The sequence below is a fragment of the Lutibacter profundi genome (assembly GCF_001543325.1).
In the GTDB taxonomy this organism is placed as follows: domain Bacteria; phylum Bacteroidota; class Bacteroidia; order Flavobacteriales; family Flavobacteriaceae; genus Lutibacter; species Lutibacter profundi.
Map to the genome: position 1 here is coordinate 1,464,920 of NZ_CP013355.1, position 24,565 is coordinate 1,489,484.

General features: G+C 30.2%; 21 protein-coding genes. 11 read left to right on the forward strand and 10 right to left on the reverse strand.

The window, feature by feature from the left end:
* Positions 1-42 precede the first annotated feature (42 nt).
* The 4 genes from Lupro_RS06475 to Lupro_RS06490 form a co-directional block, all read right to left on the reverse strand.
* Positions 43-2,469 carry a sodium-translocating pyrophosphatase gene (locus Lupro_RS06475; RefSeq protein WP_068207572.1) on the reverse strand — a complete coding sequence of 809 codons (2,427 nt, stop codon included), beginning with the start codon at positions 2,467-2,469 and terminating at the stop codon, positions 43-45.
* 108 nt (positions 2,470-2,577) lie between these two features.
* Entirely contained in the window at positions 2,578-3,105 is a 528-nt protein-coding gene (locus tag Lupro_RS06480; RefSeq protein ID WP_068207575.1) for an inorganic diphosphatase, read from the reverse strand.
* A 66-nt stretch (positions 3,106-3,171) separates the two neighbouring features.
* Positions 3,172-5,667: a DUF5686 and carboxypeptidase-like regulatory domain-containing protein gene (locus Lupro_RS06485; RefSeq protein WP_068207578.1), complete on the reverse strand. Its 2,496-nt coding sequence runs from the start codon at positions 5,665-5,667 to the stop codon at positions 3,172-3,174.
* A gap of 62 nt (positions 5,668-5,729) precedes the next feature.
* Positions 5,730-6,710 (reverse strand): pyruvate dehydrogenase complex E1 component subunit beta, encoded by a 981-nt coding sequence (locus tag Lupro_RS06490; protein ID WP_068207582.1) that lies wholly within the window; start codon positions 6,708-6,710, stop codon positions 5,730-5,732.
* A gap of 175 nt (positions 6,711-6,885) precedes the next feature.
* Here Lupro_RS06490 and Lupro_RS06495 point away from each other — a divergent pair, with 175 nt between their 5' ends.
* The 8 genes from Lupro_RS06495 (at position 6,886) to Lupro_RS06530 (ending at position 12,612) form a co-directional block, all read left to right on the forward strand.
* The gene (locus tag Lupro_RS06495; RefSeq protein WP_068207585.1) at positions 6,886-7,632 is read left to right on the forward strand and encodes an electron transfer flavoprotein subunit beta/FixA family protein; all 747 of its coding nucleotides are present in this window, start codon (positions 6,886-6,888) and stop codon (positions 7,630-7,632) included.
* Positions 7,633-7,727: 95 nt separating this feature from the next.
* Positions 7,728-8,690, forward strand: a complete 963-nt coding sequence (locus Lupro_RS06500; RefSeq protein WP_068207588.1) for an electron transfer flavoprotein subunit alpha/FixB family protein — start codon at positions 7,728-7,730, stop codon at positions 8,688-8,690.
* A 90-nt stretch (positions 8,691-8,780) separates the two neighbouring features.
* On the forward strand, positions 8,781-9,386 hold the full coding sequence (locus Lupro_RS06505; RefSeq protein ID WP_068207590.1) for a bifunctional nuclease family protein: 606 nt from the start codon (positions 8,781-8,783) through the stop codon (positions 9,384-9,386).
* Between the two features lie 3 nt (positions 9,387-9,389).
* On the forward strand, positions 9,390-10,631 hold the full coding sequence (locus Lupro_RS06510; protein ID WP_068207592.1) for a nucleoside permease: 1,242 nt from the start codon (positions 9,390-9,392) through the stop codon (positions 10,629-10,631).
* A 37-nt stretch (positions 10,632-10,668) separates the two neighbouring features.
* Entirely contained in the window at positions 10,669-11,493 is an 825-nt protein-coding gene (locus Lupro_RS06515) for a thymidylate synthase (RefSeq protein ID WP_068207595.1), read from the forward strand.
* A 29-nt stretch (positions 11,494-11,522) separates the two neighbouring features.
* Positions 11,523-11,735 (forward strand): hypothetical protein, encoded by a 213-nt coding sequence (locus Lupro_RS06520; RefSeq protein WP_068207598.1) that lies wholly within the window; start codon positions 11,523-11,525, stop codon positions 11,733-11,735.
* Between the two features lie 11 nt (positions 11,736-11,746).
* Positions 11,747-12,121, forward strand: a complete 375-nt coding sequence (locus Lupro_RS06525; RefSeq protein WP_068207601.1) for a 2TM domain-containing protein — start codon at positions 11,747-11,749, stop codon at positions 12,119-12,121.
* A gap of 8 nt (positions 12,122-12,129) precedes the next feature.
* Positions 12,130-12,612 carry a dihydrofolate reductase gene (locus tag Lupro_RS06530; protein ID WP_068207604.1) on the forward strand — a complete coding sequence of 161 codons (483 nt, stop codon included), beginning with the start codon at positions 12,130-12,132 and terminating at the stop codon, positions 12,610-12,612.
* Here the strand turns inward: Lupro_RS06530 and sppA are convergent.
* A complete protein-coding gene (gene sppA / locus Lupro_RS06535; RefSeq protein WP_068207608.1) occupies positions 12,609-14,363 on the reverse strand; it encodes a signal peptide peptidase SppA in 1,755 nt (584 codons plus the stop codon). The two genes, Lupro_RS06530 and sppA, sit on opposite strands and share 4 nt — an antisense overlap.
* A gap of 102 nt (positions 14,364-14,465) precedes the next feature.
* On the opposite strand from sppA, the gene folK reads away from it, so the two are divergent.
* Positions 14,466-15,590 carry a 2-amino-4-hydroxy-6-hydroxymethyldihydropteridine diphosphokinase gene (gene folK / locus Lupro_RS06540; protein ID WP_068207610.1) on the forward strand — a complete coding sequence of 375 codons (1,125 nt, stop codon included), beginning with the start codon at positions 14,466-14,468 and terminating at the stop codon, positions 15,588-15,590.
* Positions 15,591-15,605: 15 nt separating this feature from the next.
* Here the strand turns inward: folK and gldC are convergent, their stop codons facing one another.
* Entirely contained in the window at positions 15,606-15,944 is a 339-nt protein-coding gene (gene gldC, locus Lupro_RS06545; RefSeq protein ID WP_068207613.1) for a gliding motility protein GldC, read from the reverse strand.
* Entirely contained in the window at positions 15,944-16,894 is a 951-nt protein-coding gene (gldB, locus tag Lupro_RS06550) for a gliding motility lipoprotein GldB (RefSeq protein WP_068207615.1), read from the reverse strand. Before gldB ends, gldC begins: the two co-directional genes overlap by 1 nt.
* A 95-nt stretch (positions 16,895-16,989) precedes the next feature.
* Here gldB and Lupro_RS06555 point away from each other — a divergent pair, with 95 nt between their 5' ends.
* The gene (locus tag Lupro_RS06555; protein WP_169792338.1) at positions 16,990-18,597 is read left to right on the forward strand and encodes an NAD+ synthase; all 1,608 of its coding nucleotides are present in this window, start codon (positions 16,990-16,992) and stop codon (positions 18,595-18,597) included.
* Between the two features lie 7 nt (positions 18,598-18,604).
* Here Lupro_RS06555 and dnaG read toward each other — a convergent pair whose 3' ends face one another.
* The 3 genes from dnaG to clpP all read right to left on the reverse strand — a co-directional run bounded on the left by dnaG (position 18,605) and on the right by clpP (position 22,726).
* On the reverse strand, positions 18,605-20,584 hold the full coding sequence (gene dnaG / locus Lupro_RS06560; protein WP_068207619.1) for a DNA primase: 1,980 nt from the start codon (positions 20,582-20,584) through the stop codon (positions 18,605-18,607).
* A gap of 203 nt (positions 20,585-20,787) precedes the next feature.
* Positions 20,788-22,029, reverse strand: a complete 1,242-nt coding sequence (gene clpX, locus Lupro_RS06565) for an ATP-dependent Clp protease ATP-binding subunit ClpX (protein WP_068207622.1) — start codon at positions 22,027-22,029, stop codon at positions 20,788-20,790.
* Positions 22,030-22,066: 37 nt separating this feature from the next.
* Positions 22,067-22,726 carry an ATP-dependent Clp endopeptidase proteolytic subunit ClpP gene (clpP, locus tag Lupro_RS06570; RefSeq protein ID WP_068207625.1) on the reverse strand — a complete coding sequence of 220 codons (660 nt, stop codon included), beginning with the start codon at positions 22,724-22,726 and terminating at the stop codon, positions 22,067-22,069.
* A gap of 153 nt (positions 22,727-22,879) precedes the next feature.
* Between clpP and Lupro_RS06575 the strand changes: the two genes are divergently transcribed.
* Positions 22,880-24,475 (forward strand): M1 family metallopeptidase, encoded by a 1,596-nt coding sequence (locus Lupro_RS06575; protein WP_068207627.1) that lies wholly within the window; start codon positions 22,880-22,882, stop codon positions 24,473-24,475.
* Positions 24,476-24,565: the final 90 nt, after the last annotated feature.

The window sequence follows — 24,565 nt, forward strand, 5'->3', positions numbered from 1 at the left end:
AAAACTCGCCAATGGCGAGTTTTTTATATATTAAATTGTTAATTAATTCTCGTTAACAATTTCTTCTATTTCCTCTTTTATTACATTAACACCTTTCATTGTTTCTAACTGTGCTTTCACTTCGTCTTCTGTTCCTTCAAAAACTTTTTCTTCAATAATTGTTTTTCCATTTTCAGTAATTGTTGTAATTACGGTTGCTTTAACAGTACCATCATCGTTTATATTCATAGCAACCTCTACCTGCTTAAATGATTCATTTACAACTACTTCTGTAGCTGCTTTTTCATTTGAATAGGCAGTAATCTCAACAGCATCTAATGCTATACTTGGTGCAATTACCAAAGCAACCACCGACATTAATTTCAATAAAATATTTAAAGATGGTCCTGAGGTATCTTTAAAAGGGTCTCCAACAGTATCTCCTACTACAGCAGATTTATGAGTATCTGTACCTTTAAGTCCTTTTTCTTCAATCATTTTCTTAGCATTATCCCAAGCTCCTCCAGCATTTGATTGAAAAATTGCCATTAACACACCTGTTGTAGTTACACCAGCCAACAAACCGCCTAACATCTCTGGACCTCCTAGACCAAACCATTTACCTCCAAAACCAACAAGTACAGGAGCTGCTAAAGCTAACAAGCCCGGTAAAACCATTTCTTTTATAGAAGCTTTTGTTGAAATATCAACACATTTATCATACTCCGCTACTCCTTCAGCAGCATCAAATATTTTTCTATCTTCTTCTGATGCTTTTGACATATCAGAATCATATTTACGCATTACTTTCAAAGCTGCTGTTAAAGCAGGTATATCTCTAAACTGACGTCTAACTTCTTCAATCATAGCCATTGCCGCTCTACCAACAGCATTCATTGCCAATGCAGAAAATACGAATGGTAACATTCCTCCAACTAATAAGCCGGCCATAATTTGTGGTTTTGAAACATCTATTGAAGTAACATTAGCTGTTTGCATAAAAGCTGCAAATAATGCCAAAGCAGTTAAAGCTGCAGAAGCAATAGCAAATCCTTTTCCAATAGCTGCAGTTGTATTACCAACAGCATCTAATTTATCAGTGCGCTCACGTACTTCTTTTGGCAATTCCGCCATTTCTGCTATACCACCTGCATTGTCAGAAATTGGACCATAAGCATCAACAGCTAACTGAATTCCTGTATTTGCTAACATCCCTACAGCAGCAATTGCAATACCATATAAACCTGCAAAGTGATGTGAAACTAATATGGCAGCAGCAATTAATAAAATTGGAACTGCTGTTGACATCATTCCAACACCTAAACCAGCAATTATATTTGTTGCTGCACCCGTTTCAGATTGTCTTACAATATCGTTTACTGGTTTTTTACCTGTTCCTGTATAATATTCTGTAATTTTACCAACACCCAAACCTGCTGCTAAACCTGCAATAGTTGCATAAAAAACACCAATAGAAGTATATTCAAATCCACTGAAAGACCAAGATGCAGGAAGCATTTGATCAATAATAAAATAAGAAGCAATAACCATTAAACCTGCTGAACCAAATTCACCTATATTTAATGCTGTTTGAGGATTTCCCCCATCTTTCACTCTCACAAAGAAAGTTCCAATAATTGACATTACAATTCCAACAGCTGCTAACGCTAACGGTAAATAAACAGGCCCCAACCCATCAAAACCGTTTTCTTTAAAAATAGGCAATGCAACAAAAGCACCTCCTAAAACCATAGTACCAATAATTGAGCCTACGTACGATTCAAATAAATCTGCTCCCATACCGGCAACATCTCCAACATTATCTCCCACATTATCTGCAATGGTTGCAGGGTTTAGAGGATGATCTTCTGGAATACCCGCTTCAACTTTACCAACTAAATCGGCTCCAACGTCGGCTGCTTTTGTGTAAATACCGCCACCTACACGTGCAAATAGAGCTATTGATGAAGCTCCTAATGAAAATCCAGAAAGTACATTAAGTATTTTTGTAATATCCCATCCTTGTCCACTATAAAACATAAATAATGTGCTCAACCCTAAAACACCTAGTCCTACAACACCTAAACCCATTACTGAGCCTCCTGCAAAAGCAACTTCTAAAGCTTTCTCTAATGATGTTCTTGCCGCCTGTGTTGTTCTAACATTTGCTTTTGTAGCAGCTTTCATCCCTATAAAACCAGCTAATGCAGAGCAAATTGCACCTATTACAAATGATAAGGCTACCATTCCATGAGAACCTTCTTCATAAGTTCCTTTAAAAAACAATAAAATTGCAACCGCTACAACAAAGATAGCAAGCACCTTGTATTCAGCCTTTAAAAAGGACATTGCTCCATCGGCAATATGTTTGGCAATTTGAGCCATTCGTTTATTTCCTACTTCTTGTTTAGTTACCCAAGCATTTTTAAAAAATACAAATGCCAATGCTAAAATTCCAAAAAGTGGTAAATAATTTACTATTAATTCCATTTATTTATTTTTGTTTAATTAGTTAAATTTTTATGCGGCTAAAATTAGTAAAATATTACAGATAAAAAAAACCACCTTAATTGTTTTAATAAGGTGGTTTTTTTATTTTTAAATTGTAAATGTTCTCTTTTTTTTATGTTCGCTTAACTCGTAACGCTCTGTACATTTATCTACAATTTCATAAGCTTCATTAACATCTCCCCAACCGCCAACATCTACTTTTTTTTCTTCTAAATCTTTATACACTTGAAAAAAATGTTCAATTTCTTTTACTTGATGAGGATTCATATCTGAAATATCATTTAACTGATTCCATATTGGATCAGAAATTGGTACGCAAATTATTTTTTCGTCGGGGCCTTTTTCATCAGTCATATGAAATACTCCTATTGCTTTCACTTCCATTACGCACATTGGAAATGTAGGTTCTGTTCCCAGCACCAAAACATCTAACGGGTCTTTATCTAGTGCTAATGTTTCAGGTATAAAACCATAATCTCCAGGGTACATCATTGAGGAAAATAACATTCTGTCAAATCTAATTTTATTCAACACAAAATCATATTCATATTTGTTTCTACTCCCTTTTGGTATTTCAATTAATACATCAAACGTTTTACCATTTTTTAAACTCATTTTCTTTTATTTTTTTTTGCAAAAGTACATAATTCACAATGCACAATTATTTATTTTTTATAAATTTTAGAAATAAAAACCAAAGGCTCCTTTTACTGTAAAATTATTTGCTCCAGGTATTTCTTTATAGTTCCCTCTCCAACTAAAATCTATTCTAAAAACTTTAAATATATTTCCAATTCCTACACTATACTCATAATAACCTTTTGTTGGAGCTATATAATTAATAGTACTTGAAGCATTTAATACTTTATTCTCATCTGAGACACTTCCTAAAACTCCCTTTACTCCAATAATTTCTCTTAAGTTCAATTTTCTTAGTAATGGGATTCTCGAAAATAACCTTCCATTAAAATTGTGTTCTATGTGTAAAGATGCATACGTATCTGTTACAAACTCATAGTAATTTAATAATGCATAGGTATTTTCGATTGTAAAATACGATTGGTTACCCGGCACAACACTTAACAAGCCTAATGGTACTTCTCCAAATATTTTTCCTGCTTCAAAAGTGGTAAACATTCTACCAAACCCACCAATTAAAATTGGCTGACGATAATAAAACTGTACTTTTTGATAATCAAAATCACTATTAAACACTCCTTTTATTCCTCTTGAATAGTTTAAAAACAGCGTTGAATAAGTGTCTGTAACTTCATTTCGTTCTACTCCATAACCTATTGTTTTTCGGTTTGGTCTATATCTTATCGAGAAATTTAATTCAGATTGTGTTAGTTCAGATTTCTTATTATTATTTTCTTTATCAATCCAATAATCTAAATTAAACGTTTCTGGTGAAGCTGATTTTAAAGTTCTAAAGGAAGCTCCTAACTTAAATTCTAAATTATGTTTTGATTCTATAGACATATAAATATTAGATAAATTAATAGACGTTAACTTACTATTATCTCCACTTGCAAAAAATGAAGAGGAAGCAAAACTTCGTCCTAAAATATCATTTGTTGTTGTTAAACTAACGCCTATTTGTTCTATATCTCGCCTATTTCCTCCTCCAATTATAAATCTACTTTTTGGATCTAGCATCCATTTTCCTGAAACTCCATATTTAAATTTATTGTCTTTAAATCCATAAGCAGTATATGCTTGAATTCGCCAAGTATCATTACTTCCAAAAAATGTTCGTCCGCCAATGCGCAATCTCATTCCTTCTACATCATTTTTTCCAAATGTGGAATAAATTGGTCCAAAATCAAAATTATTAAGCTCTATATAGCCCGAACCTAAAATAGAAATTAGGTTATAAATTTGCTTAAACTTCGGAACCGTTTTTAAGGTATCTAACATTTTATAAATACCTTGTTCATTTTTATTTAATTTCTCTTGTCTATTTAAATTCCAGTAATCTGCAGTTTTATTATAAATATTAGCATCATAAACGTTTACTTCTTTAGAATAAAATTTTGCTTCTTTAACTTCATTAAATTTATAGTCTTTATACATGGTAGTTCTTCTACCATACATTCCTTTTGATTTTTCTTTTTTATTTAAACTAAAATCTGACAGCATATAATCTCGTTTCAATAAAAATATTGAATCGTTTAATACTTCAAACTCTTGTTCAATATAAATATCTTTCACCCAATTAATATTTGCACTTCTAGTTGCCTGCATATTAATTTCTTTTACAGCAAAAGTGGTATCATTAACCCAAAAATCACCTTTAAATGTTAATTCGTTTTTTCTGCGTGGATAGTATAAAATATTATAACACCATTTATTATCTATAAATGCACTATCTCTTAAAACATAATTATAGGTTGAAACTCCTGCGGCTTTTGAAATTGGACTTACAAAACTTTTATCAAAAATTTTAATGTAGCTATCATAAATATTATAATCTACGTATAAATCTTTAATAAATGCTATTACATTTTGATTTGTATCAAATCCTGAATTTTTGTTTGCTATTAAATCTTCACGTAATCTTCTTCCTCCTTTATTTTTACCATAAGATTTATAAACTGATTCATTAATAAATATTGGTAAAAAGGATTTTCCTGTAATTCTTGATGTATCAACTCCTTCAAAAACAAACTCCATTCCTTTAAATAGTTTGCTTTTTTTCATAACACTATCAATATTATTTAAATCAAATTCTAATTTTTCATATTTTTTATATTCGTATTGATCAAATAAATAAATTCCGTTTTGACGTTTTTTAGCCCATATTTTTTTTAAAATTGCAATTGCAGGATTTCCTTTTTTCTTAACTTTACCTGAATAAATAAATACTTCTTTTAATTGTGAAGCCGATTCTTTTAAGGTAATTATTAAATTAAAATCTCTACTTTTTATTGGAATTATTTTGGTTTCATAACCTAAAAAAGAAACTTCTATTTTAGTATATGTTTTATTAGATTCTAAGTAAAATTTTCCATTTTCATCTGAAACTGTTCCTGTATTTGAGCCCACAAAAATAATGTTCGCAAAAGGAACTGTTTCGTTGTGTTCATCTTTAACAACACCACTTACTTTTACTTGGGCAAAACCCATTGAGTAAATAAGTAACAATACAAGATTTATAAAACTAGCTTTTTTCATTATCATAAAAAAATCCTTTCAAGATTGACTTGAAAGGAACTTATAACGCAAATTTTATACCATTATTTTACGTACATAACCTCTTTAACGGCATTTACAACATCATTAGAGTTTGGTAACCATTCTTCTAATAATACTGGTGAATATGGTGCTGGTGTATCAGCAGTAGTAATTCTTTTAATTGGAGCATCTAAAAAATCAAATACATTTTCTTGTACTTGGAATGTAATTTCAGAAGAAATACTGGCAAATGGCCACGATTCCTCTAAAATAACCAATCTGTTTGTTTTTTTAACGGAAGTAAAAATTGCTTCAAAATCCATTGGTCTTATCGTACGCATATCTAATATTTCAACAGAAATTCCTTCTTTTTCTAAAATATCAGCTGCTTTGTAAGCTTCTTTAATTATTTTTCCAAAAGAAACAATTGTTACATCATTACCCTCTCTTTTTATGTCAGCAACACCAATTGGAATGATATATTCTCCTTCAGGAATTTCCATTTTGTCACCATACATTTGTTCTGATTCCATAAAAATAACAGGATCATCATCTCTAATTGCAGCTTTTAGTAAACCTTTTGCATCGTACGGGTTTGAAGGAATAATTACTTTTAATCCCGGTGTGTTAGCATACCAATTTTCAAAGGCTTGTGAATGGGTAGCACCTAATTGCCCTGCAGAACCTGTTGGGCCTCTAAATACAATTGGACAATTTAATTGCCCGCCAGACATTTGTCTTATTTTTGCAGCATTATTTATAATTTGATCTATTCCTACCAAAGAAAAATTAAAAGTCATAAACTCAACAATTGGTCTGTTTCCATTCATAGCAGCACCTACTGAAATACCCGTAAACCCTAATTCTGCAATTGGAGTATCTATAACTCGTTTTGCACCAAATTCATCTAACATTCCTTTTGAAGCTTTGTAAGCTCCATTATACTCAGCAACCTCTTCACCTATTAAGAAAACAGATTCATCTCTACGCATTTCTTCGCTCATTGCTTCACATATAGCTTCTCTAAACTGTATCGTCTTCATTTTATCTAATTTTAAGATTTGCAAAAGTAAGCATTTCTAATATTAGAATCAACAAATATTGTATTTTATAAAATTTTACTATGCGCGCATAGTATTTTAAAAAAAAGTAGTATATTCGTACCAAATATTTAAAAGAGATTTAATTTTACATCAAATATTTAAAATAAGTAATAGTATGAAAATATTAGTTTGTATTAGTCACGTTCCAGATACCACTTCAAAGATAAATTTCACTGAAAATGATTCTAAATTTGATACCAATGGCGTGCAATTTGTTATAAACCCTTTTGATGAGTTTGCCTTAACAAGGGCAATGTGGTTTAAAGAGAAACAAGGTGCTACTGTAACGGTAGTAAATGTTGGAACAATTACTTCTGAACCTACTTTACGTAAAGCATTAGCTATAGGTGCAGACAATGCAATTAGAGTAAATACTGAAGCTACTGACGGTTTTGCTGTTGCTAAAGAGCTAGCTGAAGTTGTTAAAAACGGCGGTTATGATTTGATACTTGCGGGAAGAGAGTCTATAGATTACAATGGTGAAATGGTTCCTGGAATGCTTGCAACTATTTTAGACTACAATTTTGTAAATGCTTGTATTCAACTTGATATTGATGGAGATAAAGCTACTGTTTCTCGTGAAATTGACGGAGGAAAAGAAGTGCTTACATCAAATTTACCTTTAATTATTGCAGGACAAAAAGGGTTGGTTGAAGAAAAAGATTTACGTATTCCCAATATGCGAGGAATAATGATGGCCCGTAAAAAACCTTTAACTGTTGTAGAACCTATAAATAGCACTCCAGCAACTTCAATTGTATCATTTGAAAAACAGGCTGCTAAATCTGCTTGTAAAATTGTAGATGCCGATAATGTAGAGGAACTTATTAGTTTACTACACAATGAAGCTAAAGTAATATAATCATTAATTTATGTGAATTTGTTTAATTGTTGAACTGTGTAAAATTGACACAAAAACAACTAAATGAATAAACGATTCAACAAATCTAGAAAAATATGTCAGTTTTAGTTTTTGCCGAAACATCGGAAGGGAAATTTAAAAAATCTAATTTTGAAGCAACTTCATACGGAAAAAAAGTTGCAGAACAACTAGGAACCAATATTGTAGTGTTAACCATAAATTCAAGTGAACCTACACAGTTATACAAATACGGAGCTGAAAAAGTTCTAAACGTATTAAACGATAATTTAAAAACTTTCAATGCCAAAGTTTATGCTGATGTTATTAAACAAGCAGCTGAAAAAGAAAGTGCACAAGTAATAATTGTTGATTCAAGTGCAAATGGATTGTATCTAGCTCCTATAGTTGCTGTAGATTTAAATGCAGGTTACGCAAGTAATGTGGTAGCTTTACCAAGTTCTGTATCACCATTTACCATTAAAAGAAAGACTTTTTCAAACAAAGCATTTAACAATACACAAATAACTACTGAAATTAAGGTAATTGGTTTGGCAAAAAATTCTTATGGTTTGCATGAAAACGAAGTTTCAGGGACTCTCGAAGAATTTTCTCCTTCACTAATTGAAAGCACTCTTATTTCACAATCTGTAGAGCAAACTACAGGCAAAGTAACCATAGCTGATGCGGATATTGTTGTTTCAGGTGGTAGAGGATTAAAAGGTCCTGAGAACTGGGGAATTATAGAAGATTTAGCAGCCGTATTAGGTGCAGCTACAGCTTGTTCTAAACCAGTATCTGATTTAGGTTGGAGACCTCATAGTGAGCACGTTGGACAAACAGGGAAACCCGTAGCCGCAAACTTATATATTGCTATAGGTATTTCAGGAGCAATTCAACATTTGGCTGGAGTTAATTCATCTAAAGTAAAAGTTGTTATTAACACAGACCCTGAAGCCCCTTTCTTTAAAGCGGCTGATTACGGAATAGTTGGGGATGCTTTTGAAGTAGTTCCAAAATTAATTGAAAAGTTAAAAGAATTTAAAGCAAATAACGCATAATTTTATTAAATTGTGCCTCTTAACAAGGCTGTCTAATGATTGGACATCAAAGTCCTTTGATTAGATAGCCTTTTTTGCTAATTTTAACTTATGAGTAGTTTAGTTCGTTTAAATATTAAAGGGATATCGTATAGCCAAACACAAAGTGGAGCTTATGCATTGGTTCTTAGCGAGGTGGATGGTCCAAGAACATTACCCATTGTTATTGGTGCTTTTGAAGCTCAATCAATAGCAATTGCACTTGAAAAAGAAATTAAACCTCCTCGCCCACTAACTCATGACCTTTTTAAAACTTTTGCAGATAGATTTCACATTGTTATTAAACAAGTTATAATTCATAAATTGGTTGACGGAATATTCTTTTCAAGTTTAATTTGTGAACGAGATAAAATTGAAGAAATTATAGACACCAGAACTTCTGATGCCATTGCATTGGCAACTCGTTTTAATGCTCCAATTTTTACCTATGAAAATATATTAGACCAAGCTGGTATTTATTTAAAAATGAAAGATGACTTAGCTACTGAAAATAGCCCATTAAGTATTGAAAATTTAATAGATGATGAACCTGCAAAAGAAAGTTCATTTTCAAAAGATACTTTAAAGCAATTAAATAAAAAACTAAATGAAGCTATTGAACAAGAAAATTACGAATTAGCTGCAAAAATTAGAGATGAAATAAATAAAAGAACTTAAAATATGAATATAAAATTACGCTTAACCATTTTAAATTTTTTAGAATTATTTGTTTTTGGAGCTTGGCTTATATCATTGGGTGGCTATTTAGGAGGGCAACTTCATTTTGAAGGAATACAAATTGGTAAAATATTTACAACGTTAGGTATAGCCTCACTAGTAATGCCGGGAATTGTAGGTATTATTGCAGATAAATATCTCAATGCCCAAAAACTATTAGGAATATTACATATTATTGGCGCAGGATTTATGTTTTTCTTAGCACAAACAAAAGATTTTGATACTTTCTTTTGGATGATGTTAGGCTACTTAACTGTATATATGCCAACACTTGGCTTAGTTAACACTGTTTCTTACAGTATTTTAACCTCAAACAAACTTGATATCATAAAAGTATTTCCTAAAATCCGTGTTTGGGGAACAATTGGATTTATAGTTGCAGAAGTAGCTGTTGGAACCCTTGGTTGGGCACAAAACAATATGCAATTTTATTTTGCAATGGGAATTTCACTTTTAATGGGAATATATGCATTTACCATTCCTAATGTACCTTTATCAAAATCTGAAAACAAGTCTTTAATACAACGTTTGGGATTGGATGCTTTTGTGTTATTTAAAGAGTACAAAATGGCTGTATTCTTTATATTTGCGACTTTACTAGGAGTTGTTTTGCAAATTTCAAATGCTTGGGCATCTGAATTTTTAAGAAGTTTTACTGCTGATTATCCCAATTCGTTTGCCGTAACAAATTCTAATACTATAATTGCCCTATCTCAAGTTTCTGAAACATTGTTTATTTTAACAATTCCTTTTTTCTTAAAAAGGTTTGGCATTAAAACTGTAATGATTATGAGTATGCTTGCATGGTTTTTACGTTTTGGATTATTTGGTGTGGCAGCACCAGAAGGTATAGGTTTAGGATATCTAATTATGTCTATGGTAGTTTATGGAGCTGCGTTTGATTTCTTCAATATATCGGGTTCTTTATTTATAGAAACTGAAACAGACAGTAAATATAGAGGAAGTGCTCAAGGTTTATTTGTGCTGTTAACCAACGGTGTTGGAGCTGTTTTAGGTGGTATGGGTAGTGGTTTTGTAGTACAACATTTCACTACAGAAACAGGCAGAGATTGGCTAAGTATTTGGCTCGTATTTGCAGCTTATGCATTAATTTTAGCCATTGTATTTCGTCTTATTTTTAAATACAAACACAACCCTGAAGTTATTAAAGAAATTAAGCACTAAGTGTAAAATAAATTTCGTTTTAAGAAGTTAGTTTAATATGAAACAATATTTAGATTTAATAAAGCACGTTAGAGATAACGGAATTATTAAAGAAGATAGAACCGGAACCGGAACAAAAAGTGTTTTTGGATACCAAATGCGTTTTGATTTAAGCAAAGGATTTCCAATGCTAACAACAAAAAAATTACATTTAAAATCTATTATTTATGAATTATTATGGTTTCTTAAAGGAGACACGAATATAAAATATCTAAATGAAAATGGTGTGAAAATTTGGGATGCTTGGGCCGATGAAAATGGCGATTTAGGGCCTGTTTATGGACATCAATGGCGCAATTGGAACAGTGAGGGAATAGATCAAATTAAAGAAGTAATTGAAACAATTAAAACAAACCCTGATAGTAGAAGAATGATAATCTCAGCTTGGAATCCAAGTGTTTTACCCGATACTACTATTTCTTTTGCTGAAAATGTTTCAAACAATAAGGCTGCTTTACCTCCTTGCCATGCTTTTTTTCAGTTTTATGTTACTGAAGGAAAATTATCTTGTCAATTATATCAACGTAGCGCTGATATTTTTTTAGGAGTTCCTTTTAATATTGCTTCATATGCATTATTAACACTTATGATGGCACAAGTTTGTAACTTAAAACCTGGTGACTTTATACATACATTTGGTGATGCTCACATTTATAACAATCATAAAGAACAAATAGACTTGCAATTATCTCGTGAACCAAGAGAATTACCTAAAATGGAAATTAACCCAAAAATTAATAATATCTTTGATTTTTCATTTGAGGATTTTAATTTAGTTAATTACAATCCCTATCCGCATATTAAAGGAACTGTATCTGTATAAATAAATTTAAAAAAGTTATAATTAGAAAAATGGACGCTCTACAATTAAAAAATAAAATAATTCAAAGAATCATTGAAATTGATGATGTGAATCTATTAAAATCTATTGAATTAATTTTCAATACTTCTGATAAGAATATTTCAAAATTTATCTCATTTATTCACGAAAACGTACAAGAAGAAAATTTAAGGGAAACTGAAGATTTTACAGCTTATATAAAAGAGTGGGTTAAAAGTATGTAAATTCAATTTCCATGGATGATAAATACGAAGTATACGAAAATGCTCGAAATCGCATAAAGCAAAAAAAGCGATTGTATTTTCATTTTGTATTTTTTTTAATTGGATCTGTATTTTTTATTGTACTCAATAAAGTTTTAAAAATTGGTGAAACTCTTTTCGAAAATTGGTTTGTTTGGGCAATACTTTTATGGTTATTTTTCTTAATAGTTCATTTTATAAACGTTTTTATTACCAATCGATTTATGGGTAAGGAATGGGAACGAAAACAACTAGATAAACTTGTTCTAAAACAGAAACAAAAAATTGCACAACTTGAAAAAAAAATAACTTCCAACACTCACCAAACTTCAGAATTTAAAAAAAAGGAAGATACTTTAAACAATTAAACAACAGAATGATAACCATTATTGCTGCAGTAGCTGAGAATAACGCTTTAGGAAAAGACAATAAATTGATATGGCATTTGCCCGCCGATTTAAAACGATTTAAAAAAGTAACAGCCAATCACCATGTAATTATGGGGAGAAAAACTTTTGAATCTTTAGGAAAGCCTCTTCCTAACAGAACTAATATAATTGTTACACGCAACACTAATTTTACAGCACAAAATTGTATCGTAGTAAACTCTTTACAGCAAGCTCTCGAATCTGTAAAAAATGATGAAAGTCCTTTTATTTTAGGTGGTGCTGAAATTTACAAACAAGCTATTAAAATTGCTGATAAACTTGATATAACCTTTGTTCATCACAAATTTGAAGCCGATGTTTTTTTTCCAGAAATAAACAAATCAATATGGAAAGAAACTTCAAGAAAAAATTTTAAGGCAGATGAAAAAAACAACTACAATTATAGCTTTGTAACTTTTGAACGAATTTAATTAATTGTTATAACAAAAGGCAATCTTGTTTGAATACCTCTTAGCTTTGAAAATTGTTTAACTGTTTGATAGATTTTGAAATTACTTTCACCTAATTCTTCTAGTATAATTTTGTTTTTAGATTTTACGAAAGGGAAATTACTTAATTTATCTTCTAAATCAACTTTATAACTTGGATAATTCCGAGTTTTATAATCTGTTATTTCAGCCAACTCAGCGGCATACAAAATAGCATCATTTAAATTACCTAATTCATCAACCAATCCTTTATTTAAAGCTTCAACTCCAGACCAAACTCTACCTTGAGCAATGCTATCAACAGCTTGTTTGCTCATATTTCTTCCTTTAGCAACTCTTTCTAAAAATATATTATAAATATTCTCAACACCTTCTGCTGTCACCAATCTAAACTTAGTTGACATAGGTTCAAAAACACTATAATTTGCTCCTGTATTGGTGCTTACTTGCTCTGCATTAATTCCTATATTTTTTGCTAGTTTACTAAAATTTGGAAGAATCCCAAAAACACCAATTGAACCTGTAATTGTAGTTGGTTCAGCAAAAATTCGGTCAGCATTACAAGATATATAGTATCCTCCTGATGCAGCCAAATTGCCCATAGATACAACTAAAGGTAATTTTTCTTTTGTCAATTCTAATTCTCTCCAAATCAACTCTGATGCTAAGGCACTACCTCCTGGTGAATTAACTCTCAACACAATTGCCTTCACTTTTTTATCTTTTCTTGCTTTTTTTAATGCTTTAATAATTAAGTACTGTCCTATTTTATCTTCATCTCCTTTGCCATAAATAATTTCACCTTGTGCATAAATAACGGCTATTTTATGAGGTGCAGTAGATAAAACTCGACCCTTTCCTTTTGAAATATAATTAGAAAGAGAAATTTTATTTAAATCATCATCTTTTGAAATTCCAGAAATTTTCTTTAATTTATCAACATATTCGTCTTCGTAAATAGCAGCATCAATAATATTATTTTCAATAGCTAACTTGGGTGTTCTAGCCAATAAATTATCTGCAATTTTGTTTAACTCAGTTATTGTTACACCTCTATTAGCAGAAATATCAACTAACATTTCATTCCAAATAGACTTTAAAAACGAAGATATTTGTTCTCTATTATTCTCACTCATTTCATTATATAGAAAAGGCTCAACAGCACTTTTATATTTTCCATGCCGTATTACTTCCATTTTAACACCTGTTTTCTCTTGTAAATCTTTATAAAATAACACTTCAGAAGACAATCCCTTAAAATCAATTCCACCTACTGGATTTACAAAAATAGAATCAGCAACAGAACTTAAATAATAAGATTTCTGATCATAAAAATCGGCATAAGCAAATATAAATTTGCCCGATTCCTTAAACTCAAAAAGTTTATCTCTAATAGCCTGCGTTTGAGCAATACCAGCATTAACACCTAGAGTTGAAATACTTATTCCTTTAATTTTATCATCTGTTTTAGCATTTTCAATTGCATTAATAACGGTATTTAATCCTAATTTTTTATCATTAAAACCTAACAACTCGTCTAAAGGATCATTACTTTTTGGGGCATAATCTTTTACTATATTCTCAAGTTTTAACTCTAAAACCGAATTACTTTTCAAAACCACTTTTTTGGTATCTCCAAAAGTTGCGGCTATTAACAAAAATAACATAACAATTAAGCCTAAGGCAATTAAAGTCCCAATAATTGATGCTGCCAAGTTTCTTAAAAAATTCATAGAAATATTAAATTTAAAAATGAAAAAACAAATAAATGTTTATAAGTTGAGCAACAAAGATATGTTTTTAAATGATACTTTTCTTTTCTTTGTATTCACTTTATGCAAATTGTACGAACCACATATTTATCCTTAGGAAGTAACCTTGGGAACAAGCTTGAAATTTTACAACAAGCGGTGGATTTAATTGCTAAAAACATTGGCTCAATTGCTAAAATTTCAACTGTTTATAAAACGGAATCATGGGGATTTAAAAGTGCTGATTTTTATAACATTTGCATACAAGTATTTACAAGTTTAAATCCGGAAGATTTACTAAAATCTATTCATGAAATTGAATTCTCTTTAGGTAGAACACAAGATTTATCTACTAAATACAACGCGAGAAGCATTGATATTGATGTTTTACTTTTTGATGATGAAATTATTTTTTCAAAAGAATTAATAGTTCCACATAAGAATATGTTGAAGCGTAAATTTGTAATGGTTCCCTTAGCTGAAATTGCACCTAATTTAATACACCCTATTGAAAAAAAACGTATTCAAACTTGTTTAAGCAATTGTACAGACAATGGTAAAATTGAAAATACTTATCTAAAGCTAAAACGTCCTATTTCTATTTCTGAAAAATATAATTACATAGCCATTGAAGGGAATATTGGTGCTGGCAAAACTACACTTACCAATATGATTGCCGAAGATTTTAATGCTAAAATAATATTAGAACGTTTCGCCGACAATCCTTTTTTACCTAAATTTTATGAAGATAAAGAACGATATGCTTTTCCTCTAGAAATGAGTTTTTTAGCTGATAGATACAGGCAACTTTCTGATGATTTAGCACAATTTGATTTATTTAAAAATTTTATTGTATCTGATTATTACATTTTTAAATCTTTAATTTTTGCGCAAGTAACATTGCCAAAAGATGAATATTTCTTATACCGAAGAATGTTCGATATTATGTATAAAGAAATTTCAAAACCAGATTTGTATATTTATTTATATCAGGAAACTCCCCGTTTAATTGAAAATATAAAAAAACGAGGAAGAGATTATGAGCAAAATATTGCCCCTGAATATTTAGATAAAATTCACAAAGGTTATTCAACTTTTATAAAAACTGAAGAAAATTTAAATACGCTCATTATTGATGTTTCTAAAAAAGATTTTGTACGTAATAAAGAAGATTACAAAGAAGTTATTGAACTTATAAAAAACGCTTAAAACTATCTATCTGAGTTACTTTTTCTTTAGTTCTAATTTCTCTGCAAAGAAGTCACAAAAATCATGCATAGTCGCACTCATTTTTTCATCATTAGTTGCACGTTCAAACGTATTTGCCATGGATACCAACGTTTGATAAAAAAAATACCTCATTTCATCTAAAGGCATATCTTTAGTCCATAAGTCCATTTTAAGTGTTTCTTTTGATTTTGGATTCCAAACTGAGACTAAAATAGCTTTAGCTTCTTCGTTTTTTATATTATTGTCTTCTGCAGACCAATGAATTTTTTCAGGAATTTTATTTTCGTCTAACCCTACTTTAAACTCTATTTTTGATGTATGTGCTACGGCCATTATTTTTTAGGTTTATATTTTGATTTTTTAAAAATTTCTTCAGCGTTTGTTTGCAGAAGTTCTTGCAAAGTTACATTATTATTGTTCATATATGAACGTACTATTTGCCACCCTAACCAAACTCCAATTCTACCAGGTGATTCTTTATCAATATCAATATAAAATTTTGAAAAAGGAGCATTCGTTATAAAACGTGTAAGCAAATCTGCATTAGTACTGTACAATAATTTGTTCTCAATAAAATACTTCCACAATTGAGATTCATTTGCTATGGCCCAACCTAGTTGGTCTTGGGTATATCCCATTTTTTGAGCATCAGAAAAAGTTGGTAAATAACGGTCTAATAAATACATCTTTTTCCCTTCGTTAATTATTAAATTTAAAAATTGACGGCTTCTATCGGGGATAAAATAACGTTCACTTATAGCTGTTGCAATATCAACAACCAATTGAGACTTGTTAAAATTTTGGGATAAGTATTTTGGGAAATCGCTATACACATTACTGTTTTTCCCTAAATACATATCTAAAGAAACAAACAGTAAACTATCTGCATAAATTACTTTATTTTCATAATCTAAATTTGTTATTAACGTAATTATTTTAGGAGGTTTAAAACTTGAATGATAATATTTTACGTGCTTAAATAAATTTATTATATGTTTTTTTACAGTATCAATATTTTTAAAAACATTTTGTGTTTCTTGAAATAATTCAGCTTCATTTTTAATTTTATTCAACCAAATACTATCATTTTTAATAGGAAATAAATATGGATATTCTTTTTCAATATTAGGTAACGTTTTTTTGTTTGCTGTATAAAATTTTTGCTCAAACCTATCAATGTTAACAGTTACTTTAATATTTGAAACATCAACCTCTTTTTTTGTTGTAGTAGTACAAGAAACTCCCAATAATAAAATGAAAATGGAAATATAAACTCTATTCATTAATTTCTATCTTTACGCCGTTAATTTAAATAACGACAAAAATATTAAATTAGTTTAATAGAAACCTTTAAATCTTGTTTTAAAACTCGATACCTATGCCTATAAAAATAGCTATTGCTCAAATAAACACAACTGTTGGAGATATTAATGGAAATTTTGAAAAAATAATTTCCAATATTAATAGTGCTAAAACCGAAAAAGCTGAGTTGGTGGTATTCCCTGAATTGACTTTAACAGGATACCCTCCACGTGATCTATTAATAAAAAAAAGCTTTATTAAAAAAAATATTGAAATTCTTCATAATATAGTTGAACACACAAAAAACATTGCTGTTGTTGTTGGTTTTGTTGATGAAAAAAATGGAAAGCTATTCAATGCTGCCGCACTAATTGAGAATCAAAAAATTATAGGTATTTATCATAAAATTCATTTGCCAAACTACGATGTTTTTGATGAAAAGCGTTATTTTACAGCAGGAAATTCAACTGCTATTTACACTTTAAAAGGCGTAAAAATAGGACTTACCATTTGTGAAGATATTTGGATTGATAACGGCCCTGCTACAGATTTAAAACAAAAAGGAGCAGAATTAATTATCAATATATCTGCTTCACCATTTCACGCAGGTAAAGACAAAATTAGACTAAATGTAGTTGCAAAACAAGCCAAAGAAAATAACATTCCTATAGTTTATTGCAACTTAATTGGAGGGCAAGATGATTTAATTTTTGATGGTAGAAGCTATGTTATAAACAACCAAGGAAAGTTAGTACAACAAAGTAAAGCATTTGCTGAAGAATTGAGTTATATTTCTAATATTCAAACAAAAAATGAAATCGATTTTATTGAAAATGAAAACGAATCTATATATAAGGCATTGGTTTTAGGCGTTAAAGATTATTTTAGAAAAAATGGCTTTAAAAATGCAATTATTGGTTTAAGTGGCGGTATTGATTCAGCCTTAACTGCTGCAATTGCTGTAGAGGCCTTAGGTAATGTTAATGTAAAGGGTGTAAGTATGCCAAGTAAATTTTCATCTGAAGGAAGTATTTCAGATTCATTAGCATTGGCAAAAAATTTGAATATTCCTTGTGAAATAATTCCTATTAAAAATATTTATATAAGTTATTTAGACTCCTTGAAAAATCAATTTTCAAATACTAAATTTAATGTTGCAGAAGAAAATATTCAAGCCAGAATTAGAGGAAATATTTTAATGGCACTTTCTAATAAATTTGGATATTTGGTGCTTACTACAGGAAACAAATCAGAAAGCTCTGTTGGTTATTCAACACTTTATGGGGATATGGCTGGTGGTTTAGCCGTAATTTCAGATGTGTTAAAAACTAAAGTTTATGAATTATCAACTTACATAAATAATGTAAATGGAAAAGAAATTATACCTGTTTCTACCATTACCAAACCACCGTCTGCAGAATTAAGAGAAGACCAAAAGGATTCAGATTCATTGCCAGAATATGATATCTTAGACCCTATTTTAAGAGCTTATGTAGAAGACGATTTAAGTAGTGAACAAATTATTGATTTAGGTTTTGAAAAAAGTGTTGTAGTTAAAATTATTGGTTTAGTTGATAGAAATGAATACAAACGACAACAAGCTGCTTTAGGTTTACGAATTACTTCTAGGGCTTTTGGACAGGGAAGAAGAATGCCTATAACAAACCGTTGGAAAGATGAATAATTTAGATTTAAACAACTCTATTTAACCGTTCAAATAATCGTAATTTTAAGTTCGTATAATTTACAACTGTTTCCAAAACCTGTTCCCTTTCATCAATATTTTCGTTTACGGAAATTAATGAGTTAATTTTTTCTTCAATAAGTACACGACGTAAATTATAGATAGCATCTAATACCATTTTAGCCAAGTCTTTTTCTTTGCTTTTAATAACAATATTTTTCCGTTTCCAATCACTCAATGTATGTTTTTCTTCATCCATTAAAATATTGGTTACCAAATTTGCAATTTCAGTATTTGAATGATTTATAAATGCATCAACTAAAATAGATTTACTTTGGTTTAGCTGGTGTATTATTTCATAATAAATTTGTTTAAAATTTTCATCGGTAAATTCAACTTCATCTTCCTGCAAATTCAAATAAATTTCGTTAGAAACTACATTTTTAAAATATTCTTTTTTCAAAGGAGTTACTTCATTATCATCTACTTCTTCACCAGCAATAAAATTTTCAAATTCAACCTCATTATTACCGTATAACAATAAGATTTTTATAATCTCACGTTCATATTTTTTAAGTTCATCAATTTTTTCAAATTGTGGTGTTTTTTGTAAAACAGGTGCTGTTAGTTTTGATTGAGTTGGTCTTTTTGTAGCATCTCTTTTCTCTTTTTTATCAAGTTGAGCCAATTCACTAAACAAAACATTTTCAGAAATATCCATAATTCTGGAACATTCTTGAATGTACACTTCACGTTGAATTCTATCCGGAATTTTAGAAATACTAATCACAATATCACGAATTAAACCTGCTTTTTTAACAGGATCATTTTGTGCATCTTTCATTAATAAGGAAACCTTAAAATTGATAAAATCTTGTGAATTATTTTGTAAATATTCTTTTAATTCCTCATTTGAAACTTTTTTAGCAAAACTATCTGGATCATCACCTTCAGGAAACATTAATACTCTTACGTTCATTCCTTGCTCTAATATAAGGTCTATACCTCTTATAGAAGCTCTAATACCCGCTGCATCACCATCAAAAAGAATGGTTACATTTTTTGTGAGTCGGTTAATAAGGCGTATTTGATTTTCAGTTAAGGCTGTGCCAGAAGATGCAACAGTATTCTCAACTCCAGATTGATGAAACGAAATTACATCTGTATAACCTTCAACCAAATAACAATTATCTTCTTTAGCAATAGCTTGTTTTGCATAATAAATTCCATATAAAATATTACTTTTATGGTAAATATCACTATCTGGAGAATTTAAATATTTGGCTGCTTTTTTAGTATTCGTTAAAATTCTTCCTCCAAATCCTAAAACGCGTCCACTCATACTGTGAATTGGAAACATTACTCGCCCTTTGAAGCGGTCAAATTGTTTTGTTCCTGTATCAGAAAGTAAATCTTGTTTTACAATGGTAAGCCCAGTTGTTTCTAGGTGTTTTAGATTATAACCTTTATTTAAAGCTTCAGAAGTAAATGCTTCCCATTCATCTAATGAATATCCTAATTGAAATTTCTGAATGGTTTCATCTGTAAAGCCACGTTCTTTAAAATAACTTAACCCTATTGCTTTACCTTGGCTGTCTTCTACTAAAATTTTATGAAAATAATCACGTGCAAATTCTGAAACCAAAAACATACTTTCTCGCTCATCCGCTTGTTCCTTTTGTTCATTAGTTTGTTCCGTTTCTTCAATTTCAATATTGTATTTTTTAGCCAAATATCGAATAGCTTCTGGATACGAATAATGTTCATGTTCCATTAAAAACGAAATGGCATTCCCTCCTTTTCCTGTGCTGAAATCTTTCCAAATTTGCTTCACTGGTGAAACCATAAACGAGGGCGTTCGCTCATCAGAAAATGGGCTTAACCCTTTAAAATTGCTTCCTGCCTTTTTTAATTGAACAAATTCGCCAATTACCTCTTCAACACGAGCAGTTTCAAAAACTCTATCTATGGTTTCTCTGGAAATCAATATTCTTATTTTTTTAAGATTCCTAAATTACAAAATTTAGATAAAAAATAAAGGTTGTTTAAAAAGATAAAAAAAAACCAATTGTCACATTGAACGCCGTCGAAATGTTAGTTATATAATTATTTATTTCTAGACTTCGCTCGAAATGACAAGGCCACTCTCATTATTGCTTGCCAACTATAATGCAATATGTTTATTTTAAATTAAGAAACTGCTTTTAACTTTTTTAAGGTTGATTTGTTTAAACTATTTTCTGCATATTTCTTGGTAACCTTCAGTTGTTTTTCATCTGTACTTGGTAATTCAAACATTGCATCTGTTAAAATTGCCTCACAAAGTGATCTTAAACCACGAGCTCCTAGTTTATATTCGATAGCTTTGTCAACTATATACATCAATGCATTTTCATTGATAGAAAAATCAATGCCATCCATTTTAAATAGTTTTTTGTACTGCTTAATAATAGAATTTTTTGGTTCCGTTAAAATAGCTCTCAAGGTATCTTCATCTAAAGGATTCATATGTGTTAATACTGGTAAACGACCAATAATTTCAGGTATTAAACCAAATGTTTTTAAATCGCTAGGAATAATATATTGCAGTAAATTTTCCTTTTCAACTTTATCAACTTTTATAGAGGCACTATATCCTACAGCTTGTCTGTTTAACCTTTTCCCTATCACTTTATCAATTCCTGAGAAAGCGCCACCAGCCATAAATAAAATATTTTTGGTGTTTACTTCAATAAATTTTTGATCTGGGTGTTTTCTTCCTCCTTTTGGTGGAACATTTACTACTGAGCCTTCTAACAATTTTAATAACGCTTGCTGAACTCCTTCTCCAGAAACATCACGAGTAATTGAAGGGTTATCTCCTTTACGTGCTATTTTATCAATTTCATCAATAAAAACAATACCCCGCTCTGCTTTAGCAACATCATAGTCTGCTGCCTGTAATAAACGAGTTAATATAGTTTCAACATCTTCACCAACATACCCGGCTTCAGTTAAAACAGTAGCATCTACTATACAAAAAGGTACATTTAACATTTTTGCAATAGTACGAGCTATCAATGTTTTTCCGGTACCTGTTTCTCCTACTATAATAATATTACTTTTTTCTATTTCAATATCATCTTCATCTTTGGTAACCGGTTGTAACAATCTTTTATAATGGTTGTAAACCGCAACTGACATAACACGTTTTGCTTGATCTTGACCAATCATGTATTGGTCTATAAATTCTTTAATTTCTATTGGTTTTTTAACAATCAATTCAGAAGTAAGAGAAGAACTACTATTTTCAGCCATTTCTTCTATTACAATTCCGTGTGCTTGTTCAATACACTTATCACAAATATGTGCATCTAAACCTGCAATAAGCAAATCGGTTTCTGGCTTTTTTCTACCACAAAACGAACATTCTAAAACTTCCTCTTTTGCCATTTCATCAATTATTTAGTAACCTTAAATTTAAAACTTTTTATTTTCTCACTAAAATTTCGTCAATCATTCCATAAGCTTTTGCTTCATCTGCCTTCATCCAATAATCTCTATCAGAATCTGCATGAACTTTCTCTATAGTTTGACCAGAGTGCTTCGAAATTATTTGGTATAATTCATCTTTTAATTTCAATATTTCTCGTGCGGTAATCTCAATATCACTAGCCTGTCCTTGAGTTCCTCCCATTGGCTGATGAATCATTATACGAGAATGTGGTAATGCAGATCGTTTTCCTTTTGTACCTGCACACATTAATATAGCACCCATTGAAGCTGCCATACCTGTGCAAATTGTGGCTACATCAGGTTTAATAAATTGCATTGTATCATATATTCCCAAACCTGCATAAACACCTCCTCCTGGAGAATTTATGTATATTGAAATATCTTTAGAGCTGTCTACACTTTCTAAAAATAACAATTGAGCTTGAATAATATTAGCGACATTATCATCAATACCTGAGCCTAAAAAAATTATTCTATCCATCATTAAACGTGAAAACACATCCATTTGTGCAACGTTTAACTGACGCTCTTCAATAATATATGGTGTAACACTACTTACCAACTTATCGTAATGCATACTGTTAATTCCTTGATCTTTTGTTGCAAATTTTTTAAATTCTTTTCCGTAATCCATTTTACAGGTTTTAAAATATTAAGGGTGTAAAGATATGAAGTATTTATGAATTGTTTATTTCTTTATTTGTGGAATCTCTAATTTATGATTTCTAGGTTAAATTTTATTTAGAGGTTTCTATGTATATTTGGTGTTTATTTTATACCTTTTTCTATGAAAATTAATTTATCTATCACTTTTATATTTTTAGTGATAACCTCAACCCTTACTGCTCAAAATTATAAACAGCGATTTAACACTATTGATATACAACACTATAAATTAACAATTATTGTTAATGATTCCACCAATAGTATTGATGCTACAGCTCAAATTCAATTAAAATTTAAGAAGCCTGTAACTAAATTTAAACTTGATTTCGTTAAAAAAGATAGTGTTAGTAACAAAGGGATGATTATAGATTCTATTTACCAAAACAACATAAAAGTTGCATTTTTACACAAAAACAATTTACTTACAATTTATCCTAAGCATCCTTTTCCCGGCATAGTGTATACATATACCATTAAGTATAGAGGCATTCCAAAAGATGGGTTAATTATTGGTGAAAACATGTATGGTGATAGAACTTTTTTTGGAGACAATTGGCCCAATAGAGCGCACAATTGGTTTCCTTGTGTAGATCATCCATCAGATAAAGCAACCATTGAATATATTGTTGAGGCTCCTAATCAATATCAGGTTATTGCAAATGGTTTTCAAGTTGAAGAAACCAACATAACGAATACAACAAAACAATATCATTGGCAAACATTGACTCCTTTACCAACAAAAGTAATGGTAATTGGCATTGCCAAATTTGCCGTTCAAAACCTAGGAGAAACACATAATATACCTGTTTCAACTTGGGTATATCCTCAAACAAAAGAACAAGGATTTAATGATTTTTCTAAGGCTAAAAATATACTTAACTTTTTTATTGAAAATATTGGAATATACCCTTTTCAAAAATTAGCAAATGTACAATCCAAAACACGCTTTGGAGGTATGGAAAATGCCGGAAATATTTTTTATTTTGAAGAAGTTGTAAATGGAAAACAAAATCACAATGATTTAATTGCTCATGAAATTGCACATCAATGGTTTGGAAATTCAGTTTCAGAGATTGACTGGCCTCATTTATGGCTAAGTGAAGGGTTTGCAACGTATTTTACAGATTTATTTATTTTAAAAGACAAAGGGGAAAGTGCCTTTTTAGAAAGAATAAAAAATGAACGTAAAACAGTTTTAAATTTTCATCAAAAAAAGCAACTACCTGTAATTAACACCAAAACAACAAATTACATGAAGTTATTAAATGCAAATTCCTATCAAAAGGGAGCTTGGGTTTTACATATGCTTAGACATAAATTAGGTGATACCATTTTTAGAAATGGAATTAAAACTTACTATAAAAAATATAAATTCAGGAATGCTTCAACAACTAATTTTAAAAATGTAATGACCAAAGTTTCTGGTGAAAATTTAGATATTTTCTTTACGCAATGGCTTTATAAATCTGGTCATCCAATACTAAAAACAAATTGGATTTACTACAATAAAAAAGTTCGATTAATTATTGAGCAAACCCAAGAAACTATTTTTCAATTTCCTTTAGATATAGAGCTTACTTATAAAAATGGCACTTCTGAAATTAAAACTATTCAAATTACAACTAAAAATGAACCTTTTGTAATTGAAACCAATGGAGATGTAAAAGAATTAAAATTTGATCCAAACAGTTGGTTGTTATTTGAAAAAATTAATTAGCGATTTTTCAACTAAAAAAGCATACTATTTCTGCCTTCGTAGGAATATCAAGACAGTTTTGCAACTTGTTAACGCTATAACTTGTTACCT